General features: G+C 69.7%; 1 protein-coding gene. It reads right to left on the reverse strand.

Features of this window, described 5'->3' with window-relative positions; translation table 11 throughout:
• Positions 1–99: 99 nt before the first annotated feature.
• Positions 100–26,847 (reverse strand): EndoU domain-containing protein, encoded by a 26,748-nt coding sequence (locus tag ACGH2B_RS02335; RefSeq protein WP_399096630.1) that lies wholly within the window; start codon positions 26,845–26,847, stop codon positions 100–102.
• Positions 26,848–26,909 lie beyond the last annotated feature (62 nt).

A 26,909-nucleotide genomic window follows, 5' to 3' on the forward strand; every position in this document is an offset into this window, starting at 1 on the left:
GGCCCACGCCGGGACCGGCCGCGCACGGCCCGGCCACCCGCGCGGCCCCCCTCGCCGTACGGGAACAACCGGGCACCGCCGTACGGCGCGTGGCGGGCGTCATGCGCCGTCTCCGTGCTCACGTCGCCCCGCGGCGTCGAGATCCATGTCATCGGACATCGGCGATCCACCGCTCAGCACCTCGTAAACGCCTTCGCCGTCCCGTACGGAATGGCCGGGGCGGTGGGGAGCGGCACCGGACATCGGAACATCACCGTCGGCGTCCGCCTGGGTGGCGGGAGTGGTGGCGGGGGATGTTTCCGCCTCGGTGAGCCAGAAGTCCTGGATCTTTTCATCGGGGCCCACCTTCACCTGCGTCACCCAGCCGTCGTGGCCCGGCACCGGGCCCCAGAAGTGGTCGAGGGCCCTGCTGCGGTCCAGGCCCCGCCCAGCCGTTTGGAAGGCCAGCAGGCGAGCCTCATCGGGGGTGAGGCCGTCCGGCAGGTCTTCCGCGGAGATTTCCTTGTCCCAGGCGGCATCGCTGAAGACGTGCCGCCGCTGGGCCAGCAGATTCCTCACGGTGTCGTGGCGGGTGAGGTGCGGTGCCAGATCGGCGGCGCGGTAGGCGGCCAGCAGCGGATTGTCCTCCTGCGTGCCCATGCTCTCCGGAAGGCGGCTGATCAGCGCATCGAGAACCGCTTCCATATCCGTGCCCGGAGCCCATTTCTCCGGCTCTTCATGGCTGGGCATCACCAACTTCTTACCTGCCTCGGTCAGCAGGCGTTTGACGTCCTCCCGGGTCGGCGCGAAACCGAGCAACTGCTGTGCGGCACCCGCCGGCTTCTCCTGCATACAGAAGTCCTTGAACACCTCCTTCTGTTCGGGATCCAGCCCGCGGGGTTCGTGGATTTTCACGATGTCGAAGCGCATCAGCGGGTCCCCGTCGCCCCGGTTCAGCATGTTGTACGTCTGGTCGATCCTCTTCTGGATCTCTGCCAGTTTCTCGTCCACCATCTTTTCCTGACCATAGGTCAGGCCACTGGGCACCGGCAGGTCGACGGTGAGGTGCAGGGCGATATCTCCGTCGTCGAGCACCACGTGCGAAATGTTGAATGTCCTCGTTCCCTGCCCGTCACCCACCGGAATTTTCCAGAACTCCGGCTTCGTTCGGGCGCGGACTTCCTCCGGGGCCTCCCAGTGCAACCGCGGCTGCGCCTGGGCGGGCAGTACCCAGATGTGCTTCTCGCCGAGTGTGTAGCCCTGGACGCGGACACCCTGGCTCTCGCCCGTCCACAGATAACCCGCTCCGAGCCACTCGTACGCTCCGGCGGGCCAGCGGAACCGACCGCTGTCCAGGGCATGGGCATGGGCTTCCTGGACCGCCCGCCACAGCATCCCCGCCGTCCAGTTCCGCGGGAAGAGGAGGTGCCGGCCGTCCTCGGTGTCCATGGCAGGCTTCCACCGCTTGTCGTCACGGGCCGCGGTGGAGGGGCGGACGGTCGGTTCGAGGAACTCCACCTTGGCGTGGACAGTGCCGTTCTGATTGGCCTCCGACGGGTCCCCGTGCGTGTACCGGGTGCCTTTCAGCAGCGGAGTGGTGTCGTTGAAGGAGTGGTAGGCGCCGAGGGCCTTGGCGGGGTGGCCGTAGAGGACGAACTTCTCCATGGTCCGGGTGATGTGCGGCATGTGGTAGGGCAGCGGGGCGGGCAGTTCCGAGCGGTGGAGCGGTGCCTGGAGGAGGCGTCCGGTCACGGGGTGGACCTGCGCCTCGTGGGGCTCGAAGTCGAGGATGGTCCCGGTCTCGTCGATGACACCCCGGACCCGCACGCCCTGATAGACACCGTCGAACTCGGCCCGGCCGGTGACCGTGTCCAGGGAGCCGCCCCGCCTGCGCCACTCGTGGAACGCCTGACGGGCCGTGTGGACCGCCTCGTCCTCGGTCATCGTGACGGGGAACATCATGACCGGCTTCTTCCGGGGGCCCGGGAGATCGTCGGCCGTACCTTCCTTGCGGGGCCTCGGCCTGTGCTCGCCCTCGCTCCCATGGGCCGGGCCCGCCGACGGCGTGGTGGCGCCTCCGGCCGGGCCCGTCCCGCCGGTCTCCGGATGGTCCGGGAACATCGCCAGGAAGGTGTGGTTGGGCATCATCGGCCCCGGGACGAGCTGCGCGGGCTCGCGGGAGAGGGCGTGGCCGCGCGGCATCATACGGCCCGGCCGTTTCTTGCCGGGGTCACCCCACAGCACCCTGTGGCGGACCCCGAGAGGAACGGTGATCTTGTCGGGAGCGAACACCTTGGGCTTCTGGAAATCGCCCGCCGCTTCCTTCACCTCGTTCTTCTTCCCCGTCGAGCCGTCCTCCGTCCCCGTCGAGAGCAGCAGTTTGTCCATCGGGATGACGGATTCCTGCGTCAGGAAGTCCGTCAAGGAGTCCTTCCAGACCGGTGCGGCGTTCTTGCCGTTCCTCCTCTCCTCCATCAGTTCCGCCCGTTTGACGGAGGACGCGATGATCGACAGATCGTGCGTCGACAACCGGAGGTTGAGGGGTTTTCCGTGGGCCGCGGAAGGCAGATCCGAGCCCGGAATGCGACCCCATACGTCGGTGAAGACCGACGACATGAGTGAGCTGTCCACATCGACAGGGCCGACGGGGGCGTTCGGGTACCAGTCCCACAGGCCGAGGCCGTGCCCCCACTCGTGCCCCATCGCATCCGTCGTGGTCTTCTCGAACCAGGTGAAGCTGTTCTCGCGGCCGGAGCCCACCCGTAGCGTCAACGGCTGGTGGACCTTGGTCCCGCCGCCGACGAATTCCACGGCCACCTGCATCAGGTTGCCGTCAGGAAAGCGGTGCCCGACGTTGTAATACCGCATCAGGGCTTGTGCCGACTGGTGCTTCTTGGCGTTCACGGTCTGGGGGGAAACATCCTTCTCGGCCACCATCAGTGCCCGGATGACCAGCCGCTTGAGCTGGGTGCCGTCCCCCAGCTCGAAGCGTCGCAGTTCGAAGCTCTGGGTCCACAGCGGACCGAGCGCGGTCATCCAGTCCTGGAACTGCTTCGAGGGAGGGCGCACCTGGAGCGGGGGAAGCTCCTTGACGAGCGGGACCACCGTGAGCCGTACGCCGGGGCACGGCTGCGGCTGATCGCCCTCCTTCAGCGTCATGGTGCAGTCCAGCTCCGGCGCCCTTTCCGCGGAGATGATCACACCGCGCGTACCTGGACGGAACAGCCGGGAGCCCGTGCCCGCCACGATCGTCTCGAAGCCCTCGAAGACGAGCTCCACATTTCCGGTGGAGAGGTGCTCCGGCTCGGTGGAGCCGGACTGCCCGGAGGCGGATGCCTCCGATTCGACCGCGTGGAAGTCCAGGTTCAGGTCCGTGCCGACCTCGTACGACAACTGTGGGCTGAGCTGGCGCCGCCGGACCGTCCCGGTGCTGGTGGGCAGCAGCCGCATACCGGCGACGGCGACGGCACCGGTGGCCACGGCGTCGAGATCGCGTGCGGCGAGACACGCCCTGAACTCGGGCGGGAGGCCGTTACGGGCGAAGGTGCGGACGACCACGAGGGCGATGGCACGATGATGGGCCGCCGTACTGTCCAGCCCCTCGTTGACCAGGTCACTTTGCAACTGGGACACGCGCTGGCGCTCTTCCGCGTTCATCCGCCGGAAGCACCGCGTGTAGTCGTACGGCCCGAGTACGTCCTCACGGGCGAGGCGGATCAGCGGATCGTCGGCGAGCAGCCAGCCGGCGCGCCAGCGTGCCTCCTCTCCGAACAGTTCGTGGTAGGTCCCGCGGATCCGCTCCCGCGTCGCGAACAGCCGCGCCAGCGCTTCGAACCGTTCCTGGTGCTGAGCGGTCCGGTAGGGGAAGAGCCGACCGGTGTCGCCCGGCACGGCGGGGACGGGCGTGTCCTGGGCGAACGGGAGGGTGTAGTCCGCCTGGAAGAACTGGTGGAGATCGTGGAAGAGATCGTGCAGCGCGTCGGCCAGGGTGTCCGGGAGCGTGACGGGGAGGCCCTCGACGTCCCTCCCGGCGATCCGGGATTCGACGCGCACGATGTGCCGGAAGACGTCCCGCGCCTCGCTGTTGCCACTGAGGTACTGGACGAACACCGGACGGGTACCGAACGCTTCCAGGGCTGCGAGAACGGCCTTCGGACCGCCGAAGAGGCCGCTCAGCCGAGGGAAGAGATCCTTGGGCGGGACGGCCGTGGGAGAGGGTGCCACCGCGACCTCTTCCATCAGTGCCGCGGTCAGCAGCACGTCGATGGGCAGGGCCCGTCCGCCGTCCTCCTCGGCGCGCTCCCCGGCCAACCGCAGGATCCGGTCGGCCCGCGTCATGGCCTTGTGTCCGTCGAAGCTCAGCAGCCGCCCGGAGAAGGAGCCGGGGGACGGCAGGCGCTGAACCAGGTGTTGCTGGACCGCGTCCGCGAGGCGGATGAGCAGTTCCCTGGGGTCGGCACCGGCGAGGCGGATTCCCCGGACGAACGGGGTGGGCGGGGCGGAGGGCACGTCCGCGGCCGTCAGCGGCGCCACGTGGTCGTGCAGGAATGCGGCCACGGAGGCGTCATGGTCCGGTCCGCCCCAGCCACTGATGCGTGCGGAGTGCGCGTCGAGGAACATCTCCAACTGCTGCTTCCGCTTCCAGTACATGACGGGTACCCCTTCGGGCAGCGGGAGCGAGGTCCGGGCCGACTCCGGCTGCCGCGACTGCTCCCAGGTCACCATGTGGGTACGGAGCAGGCTCAGCACGGTCCGGGCGCGGGTGAAGTCCCCCCGTGCCCGTTCCTCCTCGGTCGGGTGCGGAAGCATGCCCGGCAGCAGCGGGGAATCCGTGGCGGCGGAGTGCTGGGCGGACGGCCCCTCGGTGCTCGCGGAGTCGTGGTCCGTCGTGTTCCCGAGGCGCTCGGCGGACACCGTGTTCGGGGGCGTCGCACCATGAGCGGGCGATCCCCCCTTGCCGGGACTTCCCTCGCCCGGCCCATCGTTCCCGGGCCCGCTCCCACCGTCGTCCCCGGGCGTCCAGGGCCCCTGGGAGCCACCGCCGTCCTCCGGCCCGCCGGACGGCGGCAGGTCCGGCAGCTCGTAGTCCAGGACGGTGCCGCGTACCGCGTCGACGGTGACCAACATCCGGGACGGCGCGTCCTGCGGGCCGGCCTCGACGACGTACCTGGTGGCGTGGGGCGTCCCCGGCGGGCGGGGAGCGTGCCGGGCCGTCAGGTAGGCCACGAGCCGCACCCGGTTGGTGTTCCAGCCCTCCGGCAGCGACCCGGAGGCGTACGACCGTGCCCAGGCCGTCTCCGAGAACTGGTGGCGGAGCTGGGCGAGCAGCTCCGGGGCGCCGGTGTGGACGGTCGAGGTGTCCTCGGCGCCCGCGAAAGCGGTGAACTCCTCGTCGTACCGCAAACTGCCGACGCTCTCCGCCTTCCAACCCTTCAGCGCCGCATCCCGCAGTCCCTCACGGAGCGTCGTCCACTGCTCCTCACGCGTCGGCGCCGGGGCCTGCCGCCGCAGCCGACGCAGGTACAGGTCGATGTCCTCGGCGTTCGGCTGCACGCGGAAAAGGTGCTCCGCCACGTCGTCGAGGCTCGCGTGCTCCTCCTGCCGGAAGAAGGCGTCGAGGCGGGTGTCGGTGCCGGCGCCCGCGTGTGACGGGATCTGTTCCACCTTGAACGTGAGCGGGAGGTCGGTGCCCGTCACCTTGTTGTGAACCGCGTCGAGGTGCTCCTGCAGCCTCTGGACGGCGAAGCTGTATCCCGTTTCGTCGATGCCGCCCGCCGCCGAAGGCCGGGGCATCCTGACAGTCACCTCCATGCCGAGCGCGCCGGACGGCGACAGCACGTACCGGGCCTCGCCGGTCACCTCGCCGTACGCCGACAGCGACACCGGTGCCGGGAGCCCGGCCACGGCGGCCTCTCCGGTGTCCCACCGGCCCGTCGGCTGCAGGGTGTGGCCGGACGGCCGGGCCCAGACGTGTTCGCCGTCACGCACGAACCCTTCGATGCGCACGCCGTTCCCGATGCCACGCCAGAAGTAACCGCCGTTGTGCAGAGTGAAGTCCCCGGCCGCCACCGCGCGGTCGTGGCCCTCCTCCAGGGCGGATTTCAGCTCGCCGGCCGACCACCGCGCCGGGAAGAACTCGATCAGGCTCCCGCGCCCGGAGGTGGCGCCCGCTTCCGGCCCGTGCTCGGTGGCGGACGGCTGCAGCGACCGGACCTTCACCTTCACCACGCCGTTGGGGTCCTCCCAGGGCACCCAGCCCCCGGTCTTCCGGTCCCCCTTCTTACGCGGCGTGTACGAGAAGGCGCCGCTCTCCCAGGTTTCGGCCCGCGAGAGCAGGCGCGCGGGGACACCGCGACCGCCCTCCCGGAGTCGGTTCAGAAAGCTCTCCGCAATCTTCGGCACCGAAGGGCCGGAGGCCCCGCCGGTCGCGGAGACGGGAGCGGTCGGCGCCGCCTCGTCCTGCGGCGTGCCGGTCTCCTGCGTTCCGACGTCGCCGAGGTCCGTGGCGGACGGGCCGTTCGGCGCCTTGTGCGCTCCCGGGCCCCCCAGGTCGGCGTCGTCGTTCATCTGGGGCGGCGAGAAGTCTCCGCCGCTCTCTTCGACGTGCTCGAAGACCCCCTTCGACGGTCCGCTCAGGATGTCGGTGATGGTATCGATCCAGCTTTCCCCGGGGGCATCGCCGGCCGGGTCATCGGGGCCGGACGCGTCTCCGTCGGTGTCGGTGGCGGGCGGAGCGTCGTCCCCCGGGCCCTGGACGCCGGTCGCGGGTCCCTCCTGCGTGTCCGTCATCGCCGAAAAAAACCCGCTCCCCTCCCCTCCGGTGCCGGAGACCGGGCCGTACGAGAACGGCGGGGAGTCCTGCGTGCCGCGATCCTGATACGAGCCTCCCGGCGGCTCGGAGCCGGCGGCCTGCCCGCCCGGCTGCTGCGAGCCGAGGTTGTCCAGCCACGAGAAACTCCCGGCGTCATCGCTCTGCGATTCCCCGATGAAAAGCGGATCGTCCAGTATTTCGGTGATCGTCAGCGGCGCGGCCCCGTCGGTGTCCTCCATGCCCGGCACGGTCTTGGCGAAGGGGCGGCCGTCGGGCCAGTTCCCCGCCATGAACTGGTCCATCCAGCCCTGGTCCACATCGCTGGACAGCTCGTCCAGCAGCGGGCCATGAACCTCCGTGGACTCGTGGAGAGCCCCCTCCGACTGCTGCGGCGCGTCCTCGACCGGGAACATCTCCGCGGCGTCCGCGTCGATTTCCATCGCATCATTCGCCGCAGGCGTGGGCTGCGTCTCCTCGACGAACAGCGCGGCGCCCTGGCCGGAAGCGAAGCCGGAACCGTCCCACTCCTGTGCTCCGGTGCCCCGGTGGGTCGTACCACCGGCCTCGCCGCCACCCACCGTGTCGATCAGATCCTGACCGGCGAGCAGGTCCAGGTCGTGACCGGTGCCGTACTCCGTGACCGCTTCTCCTTGCCGGCCGCGCCTCCCGGCCGGCAACCGATGCTGCCTGAAGGGGTTGGAAGAGAGCTTCTTCCTGGCCACCAACTCGTCGTAGAACAGCCGAGGACCAGCCAGGATTCGCGTCTCATTGGAAGTGTCGTTCCGTAGATGTTGTGTCTCCGCGCGGATCTGCTCGCGGTAGGCCAGGATCTCCTCGGAGGGCGGATTCATCAGCCCGAGCCCTTTTTCACGGAGGTGACCCCACCACCGCCGCAGAGTGATGACGGCAGCTCGTAGACCGGACCCTGTCGTGATCCTGCTGAAAGCGAGGGCGATGTCCGCCTCGGGGCATTCCTTGCTGCCGGGATGCATCCGCTTGTGGAGCCATTCCAGGTCATGGAGGAGAGCCCGCAGCGGAGCGCCCGTGCGAAGCACTTCCGGATCCTCGAACACGGACTTCCAGTCCGGACCGATGGAAAGGGGCCGCTGTGGCGTCGGGCCTGCCATGCCGTCCAGCAGCTCCGGGTGCGTGAGCAGATGGATGTAGAAGGTGGTGACCAGATTGCGCTTGTGCTGCAAAGGCCCCTGACTGAGACGGTCCGTTGCCAAGACCTGGGAATCCTCCCTGAGGAAACCGAGGAATCCCTCGTCAAGCGTGGGTCGACGGTCCGTGGTGAGCGGGTGGGCGGCGATGCCCGGCTGCTTCAGATACCTGTACCACGCCCAGAACGCGTTCTCCGTACTCCTCTTCATCTTGCTCACGTAGCTTGGCGACCCTGACACGGTGTTGTGGTCGAGCCAGTGCTTCACTGCCGGGGCGAGCGTCTCTTCGCCCATCCTCCGCAGGACAGCGCCCAAGGTTCCCGGCGCTATTTGCTTGCTGCCGAGGAGAGCCGCGGTGTCGGCCGAGTACGGTGCCTCGCTCTGCACGGTTGTCCGCTGCCTCCGCACCGGTCCGCCGCCGGGCGCCCTCTCATCGCCACCCGCGTCGGCCGGACCGGACTCCCGAGTGCCCGAGCCGCCCGTCTGCACGACATCCGCGAAGGGACGCCCGTAAGGCCATGTCCATTCCTGCGGCGCATCGGCGTAGAGCTGCTGGAGGGCGGATAGAGCCGACTGCGCGGTGAGAATGTCGTCCGTTCCCTCTTCCTGACTCGACAGCAGATATTCGGTGAAGGCATTCACCAATTCCGGGCGCGGATTGCTCAGGTCCCGATGTCCGAGGAAGTCCAGCCAGGCACCGATGACCGCGAAGTACTGAACCTCCGTGGCGTCGGGACCGGCCGACGCCATGAACTGGCGCACCCAGCCCTTCTCCTCATCGCTGGACAGCTCCTCCAGCAGGAGATCGCGAATCTCCGTAGCCTCGTGGGACGCCCCCTCCGACTGCTGCGGCGCGTCCTCGACCGGGAACACCTCCGCAGCGCCCGCATCGATATCCATCGCATCGGTTTCCACAGGCGTGGCCTGTGCCTCGTCGACGAGCAGGGGAGTTTCCTGGCCGGAATCGAAGTCGAAATCGTCCAACTGCTGTGTGCCGGAGCCCAGGTGGTTCATACCGCCTGTCCCGCCGTCATCCATGGACCTGCCCGGAGTCCGGACGTCGGGCAGGTCGAAGTCGTTACCGGTATCGTTCTCCGCGTTCTCCGCCACGTCCCTGACGCGGTTCGCCGGTATTTTCCCCTTCCTGAAGAAATTGGAGTCACACTTCCCGCCAACCACCAGAAGGTCGTAGAAAAGCCGGGGGCCCGTCAGGGCCTTTTGCAGCTTGTTCACCACCTTCCTCTTGTAAGCTTCGCCCTCACCCTCGACCTCACGCTCAATTTGCGCGAGGACCTGCCGATGGTATTCCCGGGCCACCTCCGATGGCGGATTCATCAGTGAGGCCAGTAGGGTTCCCCGGCCCGCCCCCGTCTCCTGGCCCTCCAGCCTGCCCCCGTTGAGATATTCGCACCACGTCCGCAAGGAGGAAATGGCACGTGACCGTTGGCTGCCATGGGTGATCTCCCTGCACATGCGGGCAGCGAAACGTGCCTCATCGCACCCCTTGCCGAGGGATCCTTCCAGAAAGGACAGGAAGATCTGCGCCGGCCTGCCCATACGGGCCACGTCCGGGTCCGCGAAAACGAAGCCTCCGCGCGCTCCGGTCCGCTGCCTCCCCATCGGTCCGTCATCGAGTACCCCTTCATCGAGCACGGCTTCCGCGAAGGGGCGAGAAACCGCCCATTCCCCTGGCGCGATCTTGTAAAGGTCACGGAGCACGGAAAGCGTCAGCTCGGCGGAGAACTCCCCCTTCTCTTCCGGGTCCAACAGCAGATTCAACGTGACGCTACGCTCCACCGCTTCGGACGGATGAAGCAGAACCTGGCCCCATGAGGCGAGTTCTTTGTGCCAGGCACTGATGATGACGGCGAATTTGTTATCCATATGGATGGACCTGGAAATTTCCAGGAAAGCGCGCACCCAGGCGCGTTCCACGTCATCGGCCAGGCTCTCCAGCAGGTCATCGATCAACCGCGCCGCGGCACTGGGCTGCGTCTGCGGAGTTCCAGAGGTCGTGTGGGGGCGGTCGGGCCGGGCGACGGGCGGGGTGGGGTGGCTCTCCACGCCTCCGCTCGACGTATAGGCCGACGGACCCGCCTCTCCACCGGAGCCGGCACCACGTCCCACCGCACCACCGCCCGGCGAAGAAGCCGACGGACCCGCTTCCGGGGTGATCGGCCCGGGCGGCTCGACCGGTGCCCTACGGGGTGCAGGGTGAGCCGGCCGATCCGGTTGATGGGACACGATGAATATCCCGGGCGACTCGACCGGTGTCCTGCGGGAAGGGAGTCCGTCCTTCCTCGCGAAGGGCAGCGGGTCCCCTTGGGGCCAACCCACCGACCGCTCCTCGTAGAGCCTGCGGAGTCCGGCATACGCCGCGCGCCGTCGGGAGCCTCCCAACTTGCTGAGATATCCCTCGCTGCAGAAACGCTGCTCGGAGTTCTTGGAGATGCTGCCCAGCCGTTCCCTCATCTTTTCCGTGAGGAACTGGTGCAGTTCCAGGACGGTTCGGACAATGACGCCCTTTGAACTTTCACCTACATTCTTGAAGCTTCCCTCTACCCAATCCCATTCCTCAACCGTCAGGGCTGCTCGCAGGCGTGTTTCATAGGTTCCTCGGGGCCGCCTGTCGCTTCCCGAACCGGATGCCCGGGACGGGTCGTACTCCACAAGCCAGGTCTTCGGCATACCACCCAGCACACGGTTCAGGCGGACGTTCTCCGGGCCGACCCAGGGCTGCTGCTCCGACAGGTCGGCGGCGCGGTCCTTCGCTTGCCGGTAGCCCTTCCTGAGCAGGACCTCGAACACCTCGCTCCGCGCCTCGCGCGCGGCGCGGCGCCGGTCCGCCGCCTCCGCGTCGTGTCGGGACACCGGCGGCCATTTCAGGAAGGAGTGAGCCAGGGCGGAACGCGTCCTGGGGTCCCGGAACCAGCCGTCGATGTTCTCCACCAACTGGCCCGGGGTCCACCCGAATTGCTTCACGACGCTGGGAAGACCCTCGGGCACTCCCTTCAGCATGCCGGTGACGGCGAGCAGTGCGTGCCGTACCGCCGGGCTCAGCTCCTCGACGCCCGGAGCGAGGGCCTCCGGCGTCGCGAGCAGAGCGCCGCGCAGGTCCTTGACGAGGTTCCCCAGAAGACGCTGATCGCCCTCGGACAGGTTCTGCTCACGCCAATTCGCCACCAGTTCGGCGATGTGCGGGCCGGATTGGGAGCAGATCCGGTCCCAGAGGTTGCGGCTGTGCACCGGCCCGGCGCCCTCGTGGCCGTGCGTCGCCGGATCGACGTCGAAGTTCAGTTCCCGGCCGAAGAATTCGCGCAGGGACTCCAGGGACAGTACGTCGAGGTGGTGGGTGTCGAGCAGGGTGAGGAGTGACTCCAGCTCTGCCGGATGCTCGTCCTGGAGGGGCTCGGTACCGGAGCCGCCGAGCTCGGATTCGAGCGTGTCCCGCACGGCGCGCACCCACGTCTCCGCGGACCCGTTCTGCGCCAGGTGGGTGTCGAAGCTGGGACCCAACCCCCGCAGCAGGTGGTACTCGTCGCTTTCTTTCAGGCCGAGGGACTCGGCGAGATCGTGGAAGGTGAGGCACTCCGACTTCGGACGGCCCAGAGCCTCCGCAAGCTGATCGTGCTCCACCGTGGGCAGGTATCCGTTCCGGACCACGAAAGCGGCGAGTTGCCGGATCGCTCCGGGCGGTGCGTAGATCTCCTCGGCGTACGACCTCACGTCGTCGAACGTGAAGTGCACGTTCTGGAGGGCTTGATCCCACTCCGCCTGCGTATCGGTCTCGCGCAGGCTCTGGTCGGACACGAGGAACTCGGCCGGCGCCGGGTCGGCGGTGGGAATGCGGTGCACCGCTCCTGTACCGAAAAGCTCCGATGCCGCGTCGAGAAGCGCCGTCAGCTCGGCCTCGGGCAGGTCGGCGTGGTCGAGGGCGCAGCGGACGAGCGACGCCGTCCGCTCCTCGTCCTGCTCACCGCCGACCTGGTGCTGCAGCGCCCGCTCCAGCACCAGGTCGCCACGGAACGAGGCGGGCAGCAGCTCCAGTTCCAGGTCCAGGTCCAGGTCCGAACTCTCCTGTTCCAGGTCCTGCTCCAGACTCCGCTGCTCCAGGTACTCCTCCATACCGCGATGCCACCCGGCCAGGAGGGCACGGAACCGGCCGCGCTCCGACGGCAACGGGCCCTCGGGCTGTCCGACGGCGTGAACGGATTCGACGAAACGGGAGAACGGACCGGAGTACGTCCCGCCGGTCAGTTCCAGAAGCCGCCCGATGGCCTGAGGGGTCGTTCCGTACTCCTCGAAGTGCGCGAGGACGGCGGCGGCGCGGTCGGCGGAGGACAGTCCGGCAAGGGCACTGAGGTCCAGCGGCGGCGGAGTCCGGTGGAACGGCGGAACCTGCGGCGCTTCCGGTGTCACCCCGTCGTGCTCCGGCATCTGCCCATCGGTGACAGCGGCGTCGGTCACCGGCATCTCGTCGTCGTCCGGAAGCAGTTGGCTGCTGGTCACGCTCGCGTCGTCGAGGTCGGCGAGACCGACGGAGCGCCCCTCGTCGGTGCGGGCGCCGTCCCGGGACACGCTCAGCTCGTCGCTCTCCGCATGAGCGCCTTGTGACGTCTCACCGTCCCACGATGCGGCGGATGTCTCCTCGTCCCCCTTCAGCTCCCGGAGGTACTGGACGGCCCGCTGCTCCGCGGCGGTCTTGCCCTCGGTCAGCAGGACGCGTTCGAGGGCGCTCCGCATCTCTTCGCTCTTCATGACCTGTTGCGCCTCGTACACCGAGGCCACGGTGTACGACGACGCCCCGCGCGCGGGGAACAGGTACGGCGCCATCACCCCCATCACGAGGAGACGCCGGTAGTACGCGCTCTCGTCACCGGTGAGCTTCTCCCGCAACTGCTCCGGCGTCGTCCCCAGCTCATCCGCCGCCTCCTTGAGGGCATGAGGCACCGCCTGGATCAGCTCGGCCAGCCTCAGTGCCTTCTCCAGGGCCGCGCCTTGGAGATCCTCGGGCGCCCCTTCGGGGTGCAGGAGGCGCGCCACCTCCCTGATTCCCGCGGCGTCGAACCAGGGCTCACGGATCCGGTCGCGGTAGCGCTCCAGGTCGATACCGTGCTGCCAGGCCCGCCAGTAGTGGCCGATCCCGGCCGGCAGCTCCTCAGGGATCCTCTTCCATACCTGCGCCCGGAGGCCGCGGGAGAGGGCCGCATAGTCGAAGGCGGCTCCGTCCGCGGGGAGCACATCTTTCAGCGGCTCCGGCCGACTCGCCAGGAAGGAGCCCAGTTCCGGAAGTTCGGTCAGTGAGGCGCCGAAGGCCGACAGGATCTTCAGCACCTGGTGGATGTAGGCAAGCTGCTTGTCCCACTCGTCTTCCGCGTCAGCCCCTTGTCCCTCGGGCGCCGCCTCAAGGAGGGCCCTGTCCAGACCGTGCGGTTCCATCAGTTCCAGGAAGCCGTTGTCCAGCCAGGCCCGGATATCACCGCCGTTGCGCACCACGTCCAGGAGCGGGCTGATGAGCGGCGTCACCAGAGAAGGCTGCTCAGGGAAGCCGTACTCGTAGCTCACCCGCACCAGGAAGGGGGCGAACGACGCCGGTACGGATTCCTGACGCGCCATGGCCCGCACCTCCGGCATCGGGAAGTGCCCCACCACCAGCCGCATGCGCAGCATCTCCTGGACGTCGTCGAGGCCGATGCGGTATCCGCTCGACCGGGCGAGGTCAGGGCCGTCGAGGTGGGCGAGTCCGTCGAGTTGATCGACCAGCCAGGGGACAGGGCTGCTGACGAACGCCCCCGCCTGATGCTGTTCCTCCTCCGAGAAGGCGTACTGCTCGCATTGCTCCTCCGAGAAGTTCAGCCAGAGCCGGAAGCCCGATTCCGCCCTCCTCAGGGCGAGTTGATCGGTGTCCGTCAGCGTGCCGAGAGGGGCATCGATGAGGTCGTGGGAGCCCGACACCGTCCGGAGAGAGGCGTCCTCGGGCCCTTGGGGGGTGTCCCGCGAGGGGAAGCCGATGCGCAGGCTTCCGCCGGGGTGCCGGCCCTCGTACTCCGTCGCCAGATCGTGCAGGAGCGCCACGGCGTCGTCGAGGTCCATACGGGACAGCGTCGCGAAGGTGTGGCCACCGGCGAGGCCGTGCTCGCCCGGGTGACTGTTCGCGTGCCGCTGGTCGTTCCAGTGCAGCAACATCAGCAAGGAGCCCGGCAGGATCCGTCCGTTCTCCCGGGAGGCGGGAGCGAGGTAGTCGATACGCCGCAGCGATCCCGCCGCGATGGCGATCCGGAAGAAGGTGACCTGTTCGCTGGGGTACGCCGCTCCGACGAGGTACAGCGCGTCGTTGACCAGGCTGACCCTTCCGTCGCGATACACCACATCGTCGGCCTCGAAGACTCCGGCGGATTTCCAGAGGCCGAAATGGGCCGCGAAGTTCAGGTACTGCTCCTCGTAGGAGTAGTTCGCGGCTGCTGTCAGAGACGCCAGAACGTTCTGCGGCCCCGGTCCCACCGGGTGGATATCCGCGAGTGTCGCACCGTGCCGTCCGAATTCCGACAGCAGATCGTCGAACCGGCCGAGCGCGGTGGTGAAATCGTCTTTCAGCATCGTCGCCACACCGTTGCGGGCCCAGGAGTTACCACGGCGATAGGTGTACGAAGCGGCCCAGGTCAGAGCCCAGATCATCTGCGACGGGGCATGCCAACGGTCCGTCCACCGCTGTGTGCGCGGGTCGGGGCCCGAAACCGCCGGGTCGGAGAGGAAGTTGTAGAGCCAGGTCCGGACGGCGGGGGTGTCGGGCCCCGCGATGGCGAAGGCGCTCCTCAAGGTGGCGAGCGTCTCCTCGTCGTTCTCCATGCCGAACCGCTCCAGGAAGCGGTTCCTGGCCTCCTCTTCGAGCCGCTCCTGCCGCTCCCGCTCAAGGCGCTCCGTGTCCACGTGGGAAAGCACGTCGCCCGGGGACTTGGTGTAGAGCGGCAACTCCGCGCTGTCGTCCAGGGACCAGTGGTCGCGGCGGTGCGGGGACGCCTGGAGGGGTTGCTCCCCGTTGCTCGCGCCCTCGTGGAGCGGGGTCGTTCCGGGCGTCGGGCCCGGCTGGGGGGCGCCCGATTCCTCCAGTTGAGCGCTGTACCTGGCCGCCCAGGTCTCCACGTGGTGCGCGAGATCACCGGTGGTGAGCCAGTCATGGGTGGCATGCCGCCGGGCGCTGAGCCCCTGAAGCGACTGCCACCCGGCGGTTTCATCGCGGGCTGCCAGGAAGAGATGGTCGGCGAGGTCCGCGAGCGCGTGCGGAGAGACCCGCAGCCCCGGGTGCTGTCCCAGGCTCTTGATGACGGTGTCGAGGGTGCCTGCCCAGGTGCGGGGCGTACGCAGAGTGGTCAGGGTGTGCCGACCGGGACGCCAGCCGGGGTCGCCGATGATCTCCGGGTTCCGGGGGCTGAAAGCCCCCATGAAGTCCGCTGCCAGGCGGTAGGTGACGGTGCCGAAGAGCGGCCTTCCTTCCCCACCGCCCCTGGCGGGGAGGTGGGCCTGCGGGATGAACAGGTGCGGGTAGCGGCTGATCAGGGCAGCAACAGCGGCCCGGTCCGCGGTCCGGTCGAGCCGGAGGCCCACCATCTGCTGCTTCATGCGGTCGGTCCAGTCCGACGGGACCTGCCATGGGTGACCCGTACGCCGGCGGTGCAGCACCCGCACGTCCGCTTCGAAGAGCTGGACGAGTTCCACGACGCCGAGGCCGAGTTCCTGCGCGGCCTTCTGCACGGTGTCGGCGACGTCGGTGTGCCCACCGTCCGTCGTCGAGGCGCCGGTGAGGGGGGCGGCGGACACGACCGCCTTCGCCAGCAGGCGCGCCGGATCGTGGAGGGACTGCTTCAGCTTCTCCAACTCCGGCCTCACCTCCTCGACCAGGTGCCTCGGGTCCACGTCATCCCACTGGCGGAGCTGGTACCTCTTCTCCAGATGCCACAGCTCCTCCCTCTCCAGCAGCCAGTTCTCCCTCAACATCTCCACCAGCGACTGCAGGTACTGCTGATCGAGGCGGCCCATCTCCTCCAGCATGGCGAAGTCGTCCAGCGCATCCCGCAGCTTCCACTGCTCCTCCCCCCACCGCTGCCAGTCCCGCACTTGCTGCGGAACGTCCTCCGGGCGGCCCCTCAGCAGAGCGACGGAGTCGTTCCGGCTCTCCAGGTAGTGGCGGAAGGTCGCAAGATCCGTCAGGGTCACGTCGCCGTACCCCGCGAACCATTCCAGGTCCTGGGGTGCGAATCCGATCAGCCCCAGGCGGCTTTTCACCGCGTGCGCGAGCACGGAGGGACGCTCGTGAGACATGAGTTCCTGACTCCAGGACAGCTCACCGGCGAGGGGCGCCAGCCACTCGGGCACGATCTCCAGACGCCCGGCGGTCTCCAGCGCGTCGGCGTACGACAGACCGAGCGTGCGGAGCACTTCCTGTATCTGCCGCGGCAGGGTTCCGGGGTCGATGAGGACGGACGGGAACACGTCATCGGAAGGCAGTTCCCCGTGGGAGTCCACATGCTCCAGGACACGCTTCACCGCGCTCCGGCCGCCCCCTTCCGGAACGTCCTCACCCGACAGGGCGCCGTCGACCGTCTTGCTCAGCAGAAGGGAGGGGTTCACGGTGTCCGGCAGGACATGGTCCTCGATGAGGGCTGCCATCCCCTTGATCTCGTTCGCCAGACCCTCGCTCCGCTCAGCGGCCTCGTCCGCGAGCTTCTCGACGAATTCCGAGAACTCCTCCTGCGGCGAGAGGCGCGTGGCGTCGTCCGTTGCGGCACTCTCCGCCGCCTCTTCGTCCTCCTCCGTGATCGGGGAGAGCCGTTCTCGGCGCGCCCTTCGGTAGGGCAGCAGTTCCTCGTCGTCACGGAACAGGTCATGCGGCCCGGCCGCCTGCTGCCCCGTGCCCGAGCCGGACGCGGAGGCCGACGTGCCCTCGCTCTGCGAACCGGATGCCTGGTACGGGTCGTGCTCCTGGGGCTGCTGCTCCTGCTGCCGCGACATGCCGCCCCGCAGACGGCCCAGGCGCTGCATGCGCCGCTGATCCGTCCCGATCCAGGACGCGGCTGCCCACCGCGCCAGCCACTGGCCGTTCGTCTCGTTCTCACGCTGGGCGTACTCGTGCTGCCGGTGCTGCGGGAGCCGGTTCCATTCCGCCACCCGCTCCTTCTCCGACAGGCGCCCCGCGAGCCACCTGGCCGCATCCAAGCCGTGCAGGAGCAGTTCGCGGCCCACTCGGCGCCGTGCCGTCCTCATGGCGCTGCGCCGGGCACCGGCTTCGGCATCGTTGCCGATCACCATCCCCCACCCCAGGACCAGCTCGGCCAGGTCGTCGATGGATTCGGGGGTCCTCAGCCAGTCGTTGACGTACTGGTGCAGGTGCTGCTCGGACCACTGCCCGGATGCCACGAGGTCGAAGAGCCCATGGGGCGTCTCCTGCAACGCCTCGTGGAGCGCGAGCAGGTCTCCCCAGAGCGTGCGGCCCCCTTGCCCCCACAGGACTTGGCCAAGACCACGGTAGAGCTCTTCAACGCCTGCCACTTGGAACTGACCGAGCCGACCGCCTCGCCACTCGGCGACCAGGTCGCCCATCTCCACCGGGCGCCCCGACCTGTCCACGAGCCCGCCCCGGGATGTCCGCGCCTCCCAGACCTTCGCCCAGATCTTCCCCTGGTGTCCCGGGCCGGCGGTGCCTCCGCGGCTCCCCCACAGCCGGTGCTCCACATACGACCCCAGGTCGTTCAGGTCGCCGACAGGGATGTGATGGGCGTCCGACACCCAAAGGGCCGCTTGTAGCGCCTTCGGCGCCACGGGGGAGGTGCTGGAACCGCCGATCTCCTTCCGGAAGAGTTCGACGGTGTCATCCAGCCAGTGGGCCGGGTGCTGGCCTTCCCGCAGGCCGGCGGCGAAGCCGTTACGCAACGTGTGCAACTGGCCGTACCAGTTGGGGGACACCTTGAGGTCCAGGGCGAGATGGCAGAGCACAGGGATCAGCTCATCCTCCAGGCGGGGGAGAGCCGCGCGGAGCGCGTCGAACTCGGCCTGCGGCAGACGTCCGAGACGCTCGGTGAGGACGGCGATCCAATCGGCCGTGCCCCGGCCGCCGTTCTCCTCGACGAACCTCGAGAATCCCCGGCTGCGCCCTTCAAGCCGCGCCACCACGGGTGAACGCCGCGCTTCCAGGGCACGCCCGGAGAACCGTGCCTCGTAGATCCGGAAGGTCGCCGCCTGCTGTACCCGCTGGTTCAAACGGCCGGTGTAGTGGTCCAGGCTGTGCCATCCCTTGGCACTGCTGACCCAATCCATCAGCTTCTCGAAGGCCGCGGCGGCGCCGGGCGCCACCGGTTCGGTTTCCGGGGCCCGCCGCCTGGGGGAGCTGTCGTCGAGGAAGTTCAGGACATCCAAGAAGTCCTGGTTCACCAGCAGTTCCGTGAAGGTGATGTCCCTGCCCAAGCCGCTCCGGCTGCCCACCGAACGGATCATCTCGGCGATGTGTGACGGCGCGTACCAGATGTCGTTCCACTCGCGGGTGGTCAGAGCGCCCGGCCCGGTGATCGCGGGGTCGGCCAGGAACCGGTAGAGCCAGGCGCGTTCCTGCGGTGTCTCCGCGTGAAGGACCTTGGCGACGTCCGAGAGGACGATCTCCACGTGGGGGCTACGCAGGCCGAACCTCTCCTGGAAGTGCCTGGCCGCGGCCCGGTCATCGGCCAGCATCTGCGGCTGGAAAGTCCAGTGCTCGGCATGTGGAGTGGCGGCGGCCGGCCGCGTCAGGGACGCGGCAGCGTCGTGGATCTGCTGATCGGACGGGGCGGTCTCCGCGTGTCCGTACGCGGGCGGCTCCTCTCCGGCCGACGCATCCGCATAGGAGGGCGGCGGCGGTGTGCCGCCGCTGGGGTACACCGCCGGGGCGGGCCCGTCCGTGGCCGGCGTGTTCTCGGTGGACGCCCAGGCCGCCGTCACCGCACGCACCCCCTCCGGGGTCAGCTTCTCCACGCCGGCGTTGTCAGGGCTGTTGTCGGCGAGATCGCGGTGGAGCCTGCCGAGCGCTTCAGGGGTACGGAGCCACGGCTTCTCCGCGAGCACCGTGAAGATCTCGTTGTACTGCTCGACGGCCGTGGAGTGCAGCAGCTCGCGCAGCGACGTACCCAGGTTGTTCAGTACGAAATTGACATCGCGATAGAGGAGGGCGCCCAACCGCTTCCGGACGGCGTCCATCCCGCCGACGGAGGAGCTGACCGGCCGACCGGAGGTCCGCAGCGGGACGAAGCCCTCCGTGAGCCGTCGCAGCGCCGCCCAGTCCGCGGTCTCCCGCAGGCCGAGGCCGGTCATGCTTCCGCGCACGGCGCCGGCCCACTGCACGGGGATCTTCCAGCTGCCGGAATTCTCCTGGGCCAAGCCCTTGCGCAGCTGGTGCAACATCTCCACCTGCTGGGGGTAGAGCCGGATCAGGTCCTGAAGGTCCACACCGAGCAGACGCGCGCCCCGCACGGCCGTGTCACGCAGGGCCGCGTCGGGGATCAGGAGCTCGGCCAGACTCTCCTCCCCGGATCGGAAGCCCGTTTCCCCGGGGCGGGCACTGAGCCAGTCCCGCACCGCCCGGCGCCGGATCTCCGTGGACTGCGCCCCGACCTCCTTCTCCGCGGTCTCCGCCCGGAATTCCTCCACGGTCTTCCCGCGTTCATCACGCAGATACCTACGGAAATCCGCGAGATCCGTCAGGGCGGGCGGCTTGCCCGAAACGGCGAACCAGTTGAGATCACCGGGCTCGAAGCCCAGCTCCCGCAGGTGTGTGCCGGAGATCTCCCGGCGGTTGAACCAGTCCGTCACCATCCGGTCCCGGGCCTCCGCGGACTGCGCCCGGAATTCCGGCATGGACTGCTTGCCGACATCACGTACGTGGATCCCGAAGTCCGCGAGGTCCGCCAGGGTCAACCGCTCACCCCGGTCCGCGAACCAACCGAGATCACCGGGCTCGAAACCCAGCTCCTGGAGCCGGCTGCGGAGCCGGTGCACGGCCAGGCCCACGAGTGACGGCGATCCCTGGCCGCCGGCCCAGGCGAACTCATCGGCGATCACGGCGAGATGGTCAGGCTCCACTCCCAGAGAACGGGCCATCTTGGAGAAGAGGCCGGTGTCCAGCCCGCCAAGCTGCGCGAGCCGCATCAGGTCCAGCGGCTCCAGTTCGTCATCGAACTCATCCAGCGGACGCGGCTCGTCATCCCGCCCGCCCTGCTCACCGTGCTGCGCACTCCACAGTTGATCCAGCAGGTCCGGCTCGTCATCGAACTCGTCCAGCGGACGCGGCTCGTCATCCCGCCTGTCCTGCGCACGCCGCGCAAGATCCAGCAGATCCGGCTCATCATCATCGTCGAGGTCTGCGACCATCCGCTCACGCGGGGCGGAATCGCTGTCCGTCCCGGGCTGCTCCCCGTGCGAGGGGAGAGCTTCCTCGTTCGGGGCGGGCTGCTCCGTATCCGCATCGGTCCGCCGTGCCGCGGGGTAGGCGTCCCGGTCCTGCCCGGTACCGATGTTCTGGAGGGGGAGACCGGGAATCTCCTCCCCCACAAGAGGGTTCAGCGCCGGTGTGTATGTGGTGATCCAGCGCTCCCGCTGTCCCCCGGACGAGGAAGAGGGGCCCGCGTTGTCCGAACCGTGGCTCTGCGGGGCGCCGGAAGCCCCCTGCCCTTGCGGCGTGCTCGTGCTCGGTGCGGGGGCCGACGGCCCCGCGCCCCGGAGGTCGGACGTCCGCGGCTCACGGCGCCCTGAGATCTTCCACTCCTCCGACGCCGCGCCCCCCGGGAGCTTTCCCCAGCGGCGGGCCTTCGAGCCGACCCAGGTCTTGTCCGCGAGCCAGGTCTCCCAGCCCTCCTTCGGCTCCGGGCCGCGCTTCTCGATCTGCTTCGTGGCCGTCTGCCCCAGCTTCTCCAGCGCGGCCTTCACCTGCTTCTCGGACAGCTCGTCCGCACGCCTCTCGGCGGCTTCCCTGCCCTCCCCGAGGAGCACGTCCAGCACCTCGCGGAGCGCCGCGCTCCGTGCGTCCGCCTCAGGGGTGCCCTCCCGCTGCGCCGTCCACCTCAGAAGGGAGTGAGCCAGCGGAAGAAGCTCATCCGGGGCCTTGGACTTCCCGCCCCAGCCCTCAAGGTGCTCCACCAGGTCCTGTGGGGACATGATCCGGCGCGCGGCCCGGAGGAGATCTTCGGGGCGGGCCACCTTCTCATCGAGGCGGAGGACGTCCAGCGCCTGCCGTTCCTCGTCACTCCACGAATCGTCGCTCCAGGGTTCGGTGCTCCGGGTGCCGGGCCTTTGGTCCGAGGTGCTTGCGGTGAGGGCGTCCTCGCCCGGTCGAGGTGGTGTGCCCTTGGTGACGGCGGCGGAGGAAGGCGTGATCTCGGGGGCGGCATGGATCTCGGTCTGCCGCCACCCGCTGGTCTTGATGACGGGGGCCTCGCCGGTGAGCCCGTCAGCCAGGCGGTCCAACGGGGAAAGGGACCGCAAGACCTCGTCGGTGATTTCCAGCGGCTTCGCCGGATCGGGGGTCATCTCGATGTCCGTGGCCGCTGCGGGCGTCGCGTCCGCCTTCGGCGCCGGCGTCACCTCGGAGTCCGTGAGGGGAGCAGGCGTCACCTCGGAGTCCGCCATGGGCATCTTCTCCGGCTCCCCGGTGACCACCCCCTCATCCCCCCGGTGCTGCTCCGTGAGCTGCTCGAAGATCTCCTCCGCCTCAGGGCGGGAACCCGTGCGGGTGAGGGCGGACTCCGGTGTCAGGGCGGAGGTGGTGGCGGCGCCGAAGCGGTCCTTGTGTTCGCGTTCGTGGGCGAGCCAGCGCGCGGTGTCGAGGTCTTCGGGGCCCCAGGTCTGCTGGAAGGTGGTGAACCAGTCCTCGCGGGTGCGGTTGCCGATGCGGCGTGCCTCGTCCTGGTGGACGGTGTGGCGGGCGGCGGCGTCGCCGAAGCCGCCGGCCCAGGTGCCCAGGCCGTCGGTGGCGCTGATCTCGAACAGCAGGCGGGGCTTCAACTCGCCGCTGAGGCCGGCGCGGCCGTCCTGCCAGGCGGCGAACGCCTCGGGGAACGTGCGCGTGGCGGCCCCTCCCCCGGGACCCGCCGTGTCCGAGGCCGAGTCTGATTCCGAGGCCGAGTCCGAGGCCGAATCCGAGTTCGTGCCTTCGGCCGCTGCCGAGTCCGCCGCCGAGTTCGCGCCTTCAGCCGCTGCCGAGTCCGCCGCCGAGTTCGCGGCGGTGTCCGCTGCCGGGTTCGCGGCGGTGCCCGCCGCCGTGTCCGCCGCTGAGTTCCCGGCAACGTCCGCCGTCATCTTCACGGCAGCGGCCTCGTCCACCGTCACCCCCGCGCCCGGCTCCGGCTCCGGCTCCGGCTCCGGCGTCTTGGACGAGAGAGCGGAATCGTCCGCGCCCCGCGTGCCGTCCGTTCCGTCCGTTCCGTCCACCCCCTCCGGTTCCGGGTACGTCAGCAGCCGGGAGGAGGGCTGCCGGGCCGTGCCGAAGACGGTGTCGAGGGTGAAGAGGGCGTCGAACTGGGCGGTGACGCGGTCCACGTGCTCGGTGACGAAGCGGTCCCGGGCGTCCTGGGCGAGGTGCTCGGCCTCGTCGGCGACGAGCTGTTCGGCTTCCGCGCGGGCGGTGCGGGCCGCCTCGGCGCGGGCGGTCGCGAGGGCGATCCGGCGCCGTACCTCGTCCGGTCGGGTGTATTCCTCCAGGAGGCGGCCGATCGCGGCGGGGTCGCGGTTCGCGGCCTCCGCCCACTTGTCGATCTGCTGGTGGAGGGCGTCGCCGAGGGTGCGGGCGGCGGTGCGGCGGGCGTCCATCGAGGCGGGCTGCTGCCCGTGGAGGGCGAACGCGGCTCCGAGCTTCGCCTTGATCTCCTCGGAGACCACGGCCAGGGCCTGCTGCCAGGTGTCCGCGGCCTGCTCGACCGCCGCGACGGCCTCCTTCGCCGCGGCCTCCTTGGCGAGTTGCACCTCGACCTGGCGGTGCAGCTCCTGCTCACGCCGCCGGCGCCGGGCGTACCAGGTGTCCTCCGGTACGCCGGATTCCGTCGGCCGCTGCCTGCTGCCGGGGGCGCCGTAGAACTCCCGGCGGTCCCGGTCGTACGCCTCCCACCACCGGCGGCGGAGCCTTTCCCGGCCGCCGTCGGAGAGCGGTGATGGCGCGTCGGACCCCGTCCACCGGGCCGCCGGCCCGGGGGGCCGGGTGGCGGAGGCGAGCACCTGCTCGACGTACTCCTCCGCGCCACGGCGGTGGACGAGGTCCTCCAGGCTTTCGTCGAAGGTGCGGTGCAGCCTGTTCAGCGCGGAGGTGAGGGAGGCGCCGACCGGCCCGGCCTGTGCGCCGAGGTGTTCGGTCAGGGCCTCGGTGCGGAACGCGCCCTCGTTCAGCGCGTCCAGGGTGGCGATCATCGTGCGCGGGTCGGTGCGCAGCGGGCCGGTGCCCAGGAGCTGGTCGAGGAGGGCGCGGGCCTGCTGTTCGAAGGCGTGCCGGACCTCGGTGAGCAGGTTTTCCCCGTGGGTCAGCGGCAGTTGTACGCGGCGGGCGTCGTCGGGGTGCGGGGTGCCGGGGCCGGTCGCGGTCGCGTCGAGCAGTGCGCGGTACTCCTCGGAGAGGCCGTCGCGCCAGTTGCCGAACGCCGCCTCGGACCAGTTGCTCAGGTGCTCCACGCCGTGCTCGATCACCCAGGCGCGGTCGAGGTGGGCGCGGAGGTTCTCGGGCGAGGACAGCGGGTCGTGGCGGTCGAGGGTGAGGTTGCGTGCGGCGAGTTCGCGTACCTGGTCGTGGAGGCGCTGGAGGACGGCGGAGTGCTGTTCGCCCGGGGCCGGTGACGTGCCGCCCCGGCCCTGGTACGGGATCAACTGGTGCGCGTCGGTGGGGGCGGCGCCGCCGTCACGGGAACCGCCGCCGAAGCGTTCGCCCGCCCACTGCTCGAAGACGGTCGTGAAGTGCTCCTCGCGGGCGGCGAGGCGCTGGGCCTGCGACAGTTCGCCCTCGTACGCGCCGGCCATCCGGCGCTGTTCGGCGTGCCACTTTCCGGCGCGCTTCGCCGCGTCGGGGTGCTCCGACCAGTCGGGCGCCGAGGTGAAGTGGCGCGTCGCCTGCGCGGGAGCGGTGAACTCCGTCAGCAGGTCGGCGTGGAGCGTGGTGAGGAAGGCGTCCAGGTGCTCGCTCAGCAGGCTCGCGGAAACGCCTTGCGGGAGCCGCGCGGCGAGCAGTTGCTCCTGGACCCACTCCTGCCGCTCCCACTCGGTCAGCGAGCGCAGCGGACCGCTGTCGTCGTGCGGCAGGCCGCTCGGCGAAGTCTTGCTGCCGTAATGCCCCATGTACGGGTCGTCGTACGGGCCGCCGGTGCCGAACACCGTCTGCAGCAGGGTCTTGGGGCCGTACACCTCACCGCCGGGGGCTTCGGTGAGGTCGCCGAGGTGGCGGGCCACGCGGATCCGGATCATCCGGTCCGTCAGGTCGGTGGCGGGGTCCGGCAGGACGTCCGTGCCGTACCCGGTGCCCGTGGCGTCCGTGTCCTCGTCCCCGCTCCGGGTCTCCGCCCCTGATGCGGTGGTGACGGGCTGCGGCGGGTCCGTGGCCGGTGTGTGCTCACCGGTGGCCGGGGCCGGTGCGCCGGTCTCCTCGGTGGTGTGGGCGGGCGCGCCGCCGCTCTCCGTGGCATGGGCCGTGGGCGCCTGCGGCGTGGTGGGGGCCGTGGACGAGGGGTGGCCGGTGACGGCGGTCTCCCCCTGACCGCCGGTGGTGGCGACCTTCTTCGGCGACGGCACCGTGGCGGGGTCCTGACCCGGCTTGGGCGCGGGCCCGGTACGGGTCTGCTCGTGGCCCGTGTCGGTCTGCGAGGAGGTGCGCTGCGGGTGCGGGGCGCCGGTTTGCGGGGGGCCGGTTTGCGGGGTGCTGCCCGCGGACGCTCCGGTGCTGCGGCCGGGGGCACCGGCCGAGTGCTCCGGCGCGTACGACCCCGCGGCCCCGGCGAGGTGTGCCGCCCCGGTGCCGGAGCCCGCCCCGGCGTCGCCGTCCGCACCGGTGGTGGAGCTGTCGTCCGAGCTGTGCGTGAGGAGCGTGTCGGCGCTGGAGGAGGTGTCCGTGCTGGAAACGGTGCCCGTGCCGGAGAAGGTGCTGACCGTGTCGCTGTCGTCCTTGTCTCCCCCGAAGCCCTTGCCGAAGTCCTTGCCGAAGAACCCGTCGCCGCCGTCCGACCCGTTCAGGGTGCTGGAGTCCGAGGTGGAGAGGTCCGAGGTGCTGGTCGTGGCGATGCTGGCGGTGTCCGACAGGAGCGGAACGGTGTCGCCGTTCGTCACGGCCGGTCCGAACAGGCTCTCCTTCACGCCCTTCAGGCTCTCGCCCACGGATGTCACCGCCGGGCCGAGGACGTGCTGGTGGGCGGCCGACAGCCCGCCGGCGACCGCCGCCATCGCCGGGTGGATGGTGTGCCTGGTGATCGGCGGCATGACGTACTCGCCCAGGCCACGGCCCGCGGCGCCCATGACCATGCCGCCGAGGAACGCGCCGCCGGTCGTCTCGAACTTGCCGGTGTAGACGTAGTTGACGACGGCGTCGGAGAGCGCGTTGTTGGCGCCGTCGGTCACGGTGCCCGCGGCCAGGCCGGCCAGCCGGTAGCGGAGGTCGCCTTCGAGGTGGGTGCCGAGCGCTTCGCGGATGGCGTGGGGCATGCCCGTGCCGAGGAGTTCCTTCGTGCCGTCGCTGCCGAGGTGCTTGGCGACCACCTCGTCCACCGTCTGCGGGAGTTCCTTTCCGGCGCCCGCGCCGAGGCCCTTGGCGGCGCCGTGTTCCATGCCCTGGGCGGCGGCCTCGCCGCTCTCGTGGATCATGGCCCGCGCCCAGTCCTTGCCGAACGTCCTGGCCTGGGCCCCGGTCATCGCCGTGCCCTCGGCCGTCAGCAGCTTCCCGCCGAAGTTCTTGGCGAAGAGGTCGCCGGTCTTCTCCGTGAAGGCGTGCGCGATGGTGCCCTCGCCGCCCGCGGCGCCCTTGCCGACGAGGCCCTTGAAGCCCTTGCTGAACAGGCCCTTCTCGAATCCGTTGGCCAGCTCGTACTGGGTGTTGCCGATGAGGCCGGCGAACTCGTGGGCGAACTCCTGGCTGAACGCCCGCTGTTCGGCCTTGCCGAACTGACCGGCCGGGGCCACGGCCGCGCCCTCGAAGAGGTGGCCGAACTCCTTGCCGAGCACGCCCTTGACCCCGAGGCCGACGCGGTTGCCGATCGCCTTGCCGATGCCGACGCCGATCAGGTCGAACGGCGCGGCGATGGCACCGCCGATGGCCCCGGCCACCGCTGCCTGGCCCAGCAGCTTCATGTCGATGGCGTCGCGGTGCCCCTGGCGCATCTGGAGGTCCTGGATCCCGAGGTCGACCGCGGCGCCGACCCCGGCGCCGATCACGGCCTGGGTGGCGATGGACCGCAGCAACGCCGCGATCAGGTTCATGATGAACTCTTGGACCAGCGCGTACTCGAAGCTCAGGCCGAGCACCGCGCCGGGGCCCAGGAACCAGAGGAACGCGGCCATGGCGGCCTCCACCGCGATCATCGCGACGGCCTGGCCGATGACCGACCACTTCGTGTGCTCCACGTCGGTGGCGGTGTCGGCGGCGTTCTTGGCGAGCTGCTCGCACTGCGCCGCCGCGGCCCGGAGGACGGGCTGGTCACCGGAGGCGAGGTACGACACCCAGTTGCCGAACTGATCCGCGCTCGCCCCGCTGAACTCCGCGCTGATGTGCTTGGCCACCTCCAGGAAGCACTCCTCGGCCTGCCGGAAGTCCACCGCCGTCTTCCGGTAGGCGACCTCGGCCTCCCGCAGCACGTCCTCGTCCGCCTGCGGCCATTTCATGCCGATGGTGTTGAGGAAGTTGATGACGTCCTGGGAGGGCATGAGGGCCACAGCAGACCCCTTTCTGGTGATGCTGTGCGCGGGCGGGTGCCCGTCGTGCGGAG

This window comes from Streptomyces sp. BBFR2, assembly GCF_044497305.1.
Taxonomy (GTDB): Bacteria; Actinomycetota; Actinomycetes; order Streptomycetales; family Streptomycetaceae; genus Streptomyces.

Excerpts from the sequence above, each read along its gene's own strand:
- ACGH2B_RS02335 (WP_399096630.1), bottom strand. The coding sequence starts at position 26,847 with ATGCCCTCCCAGGACGTCATCAACTTCCTCAACACCATCGGCATGAAA.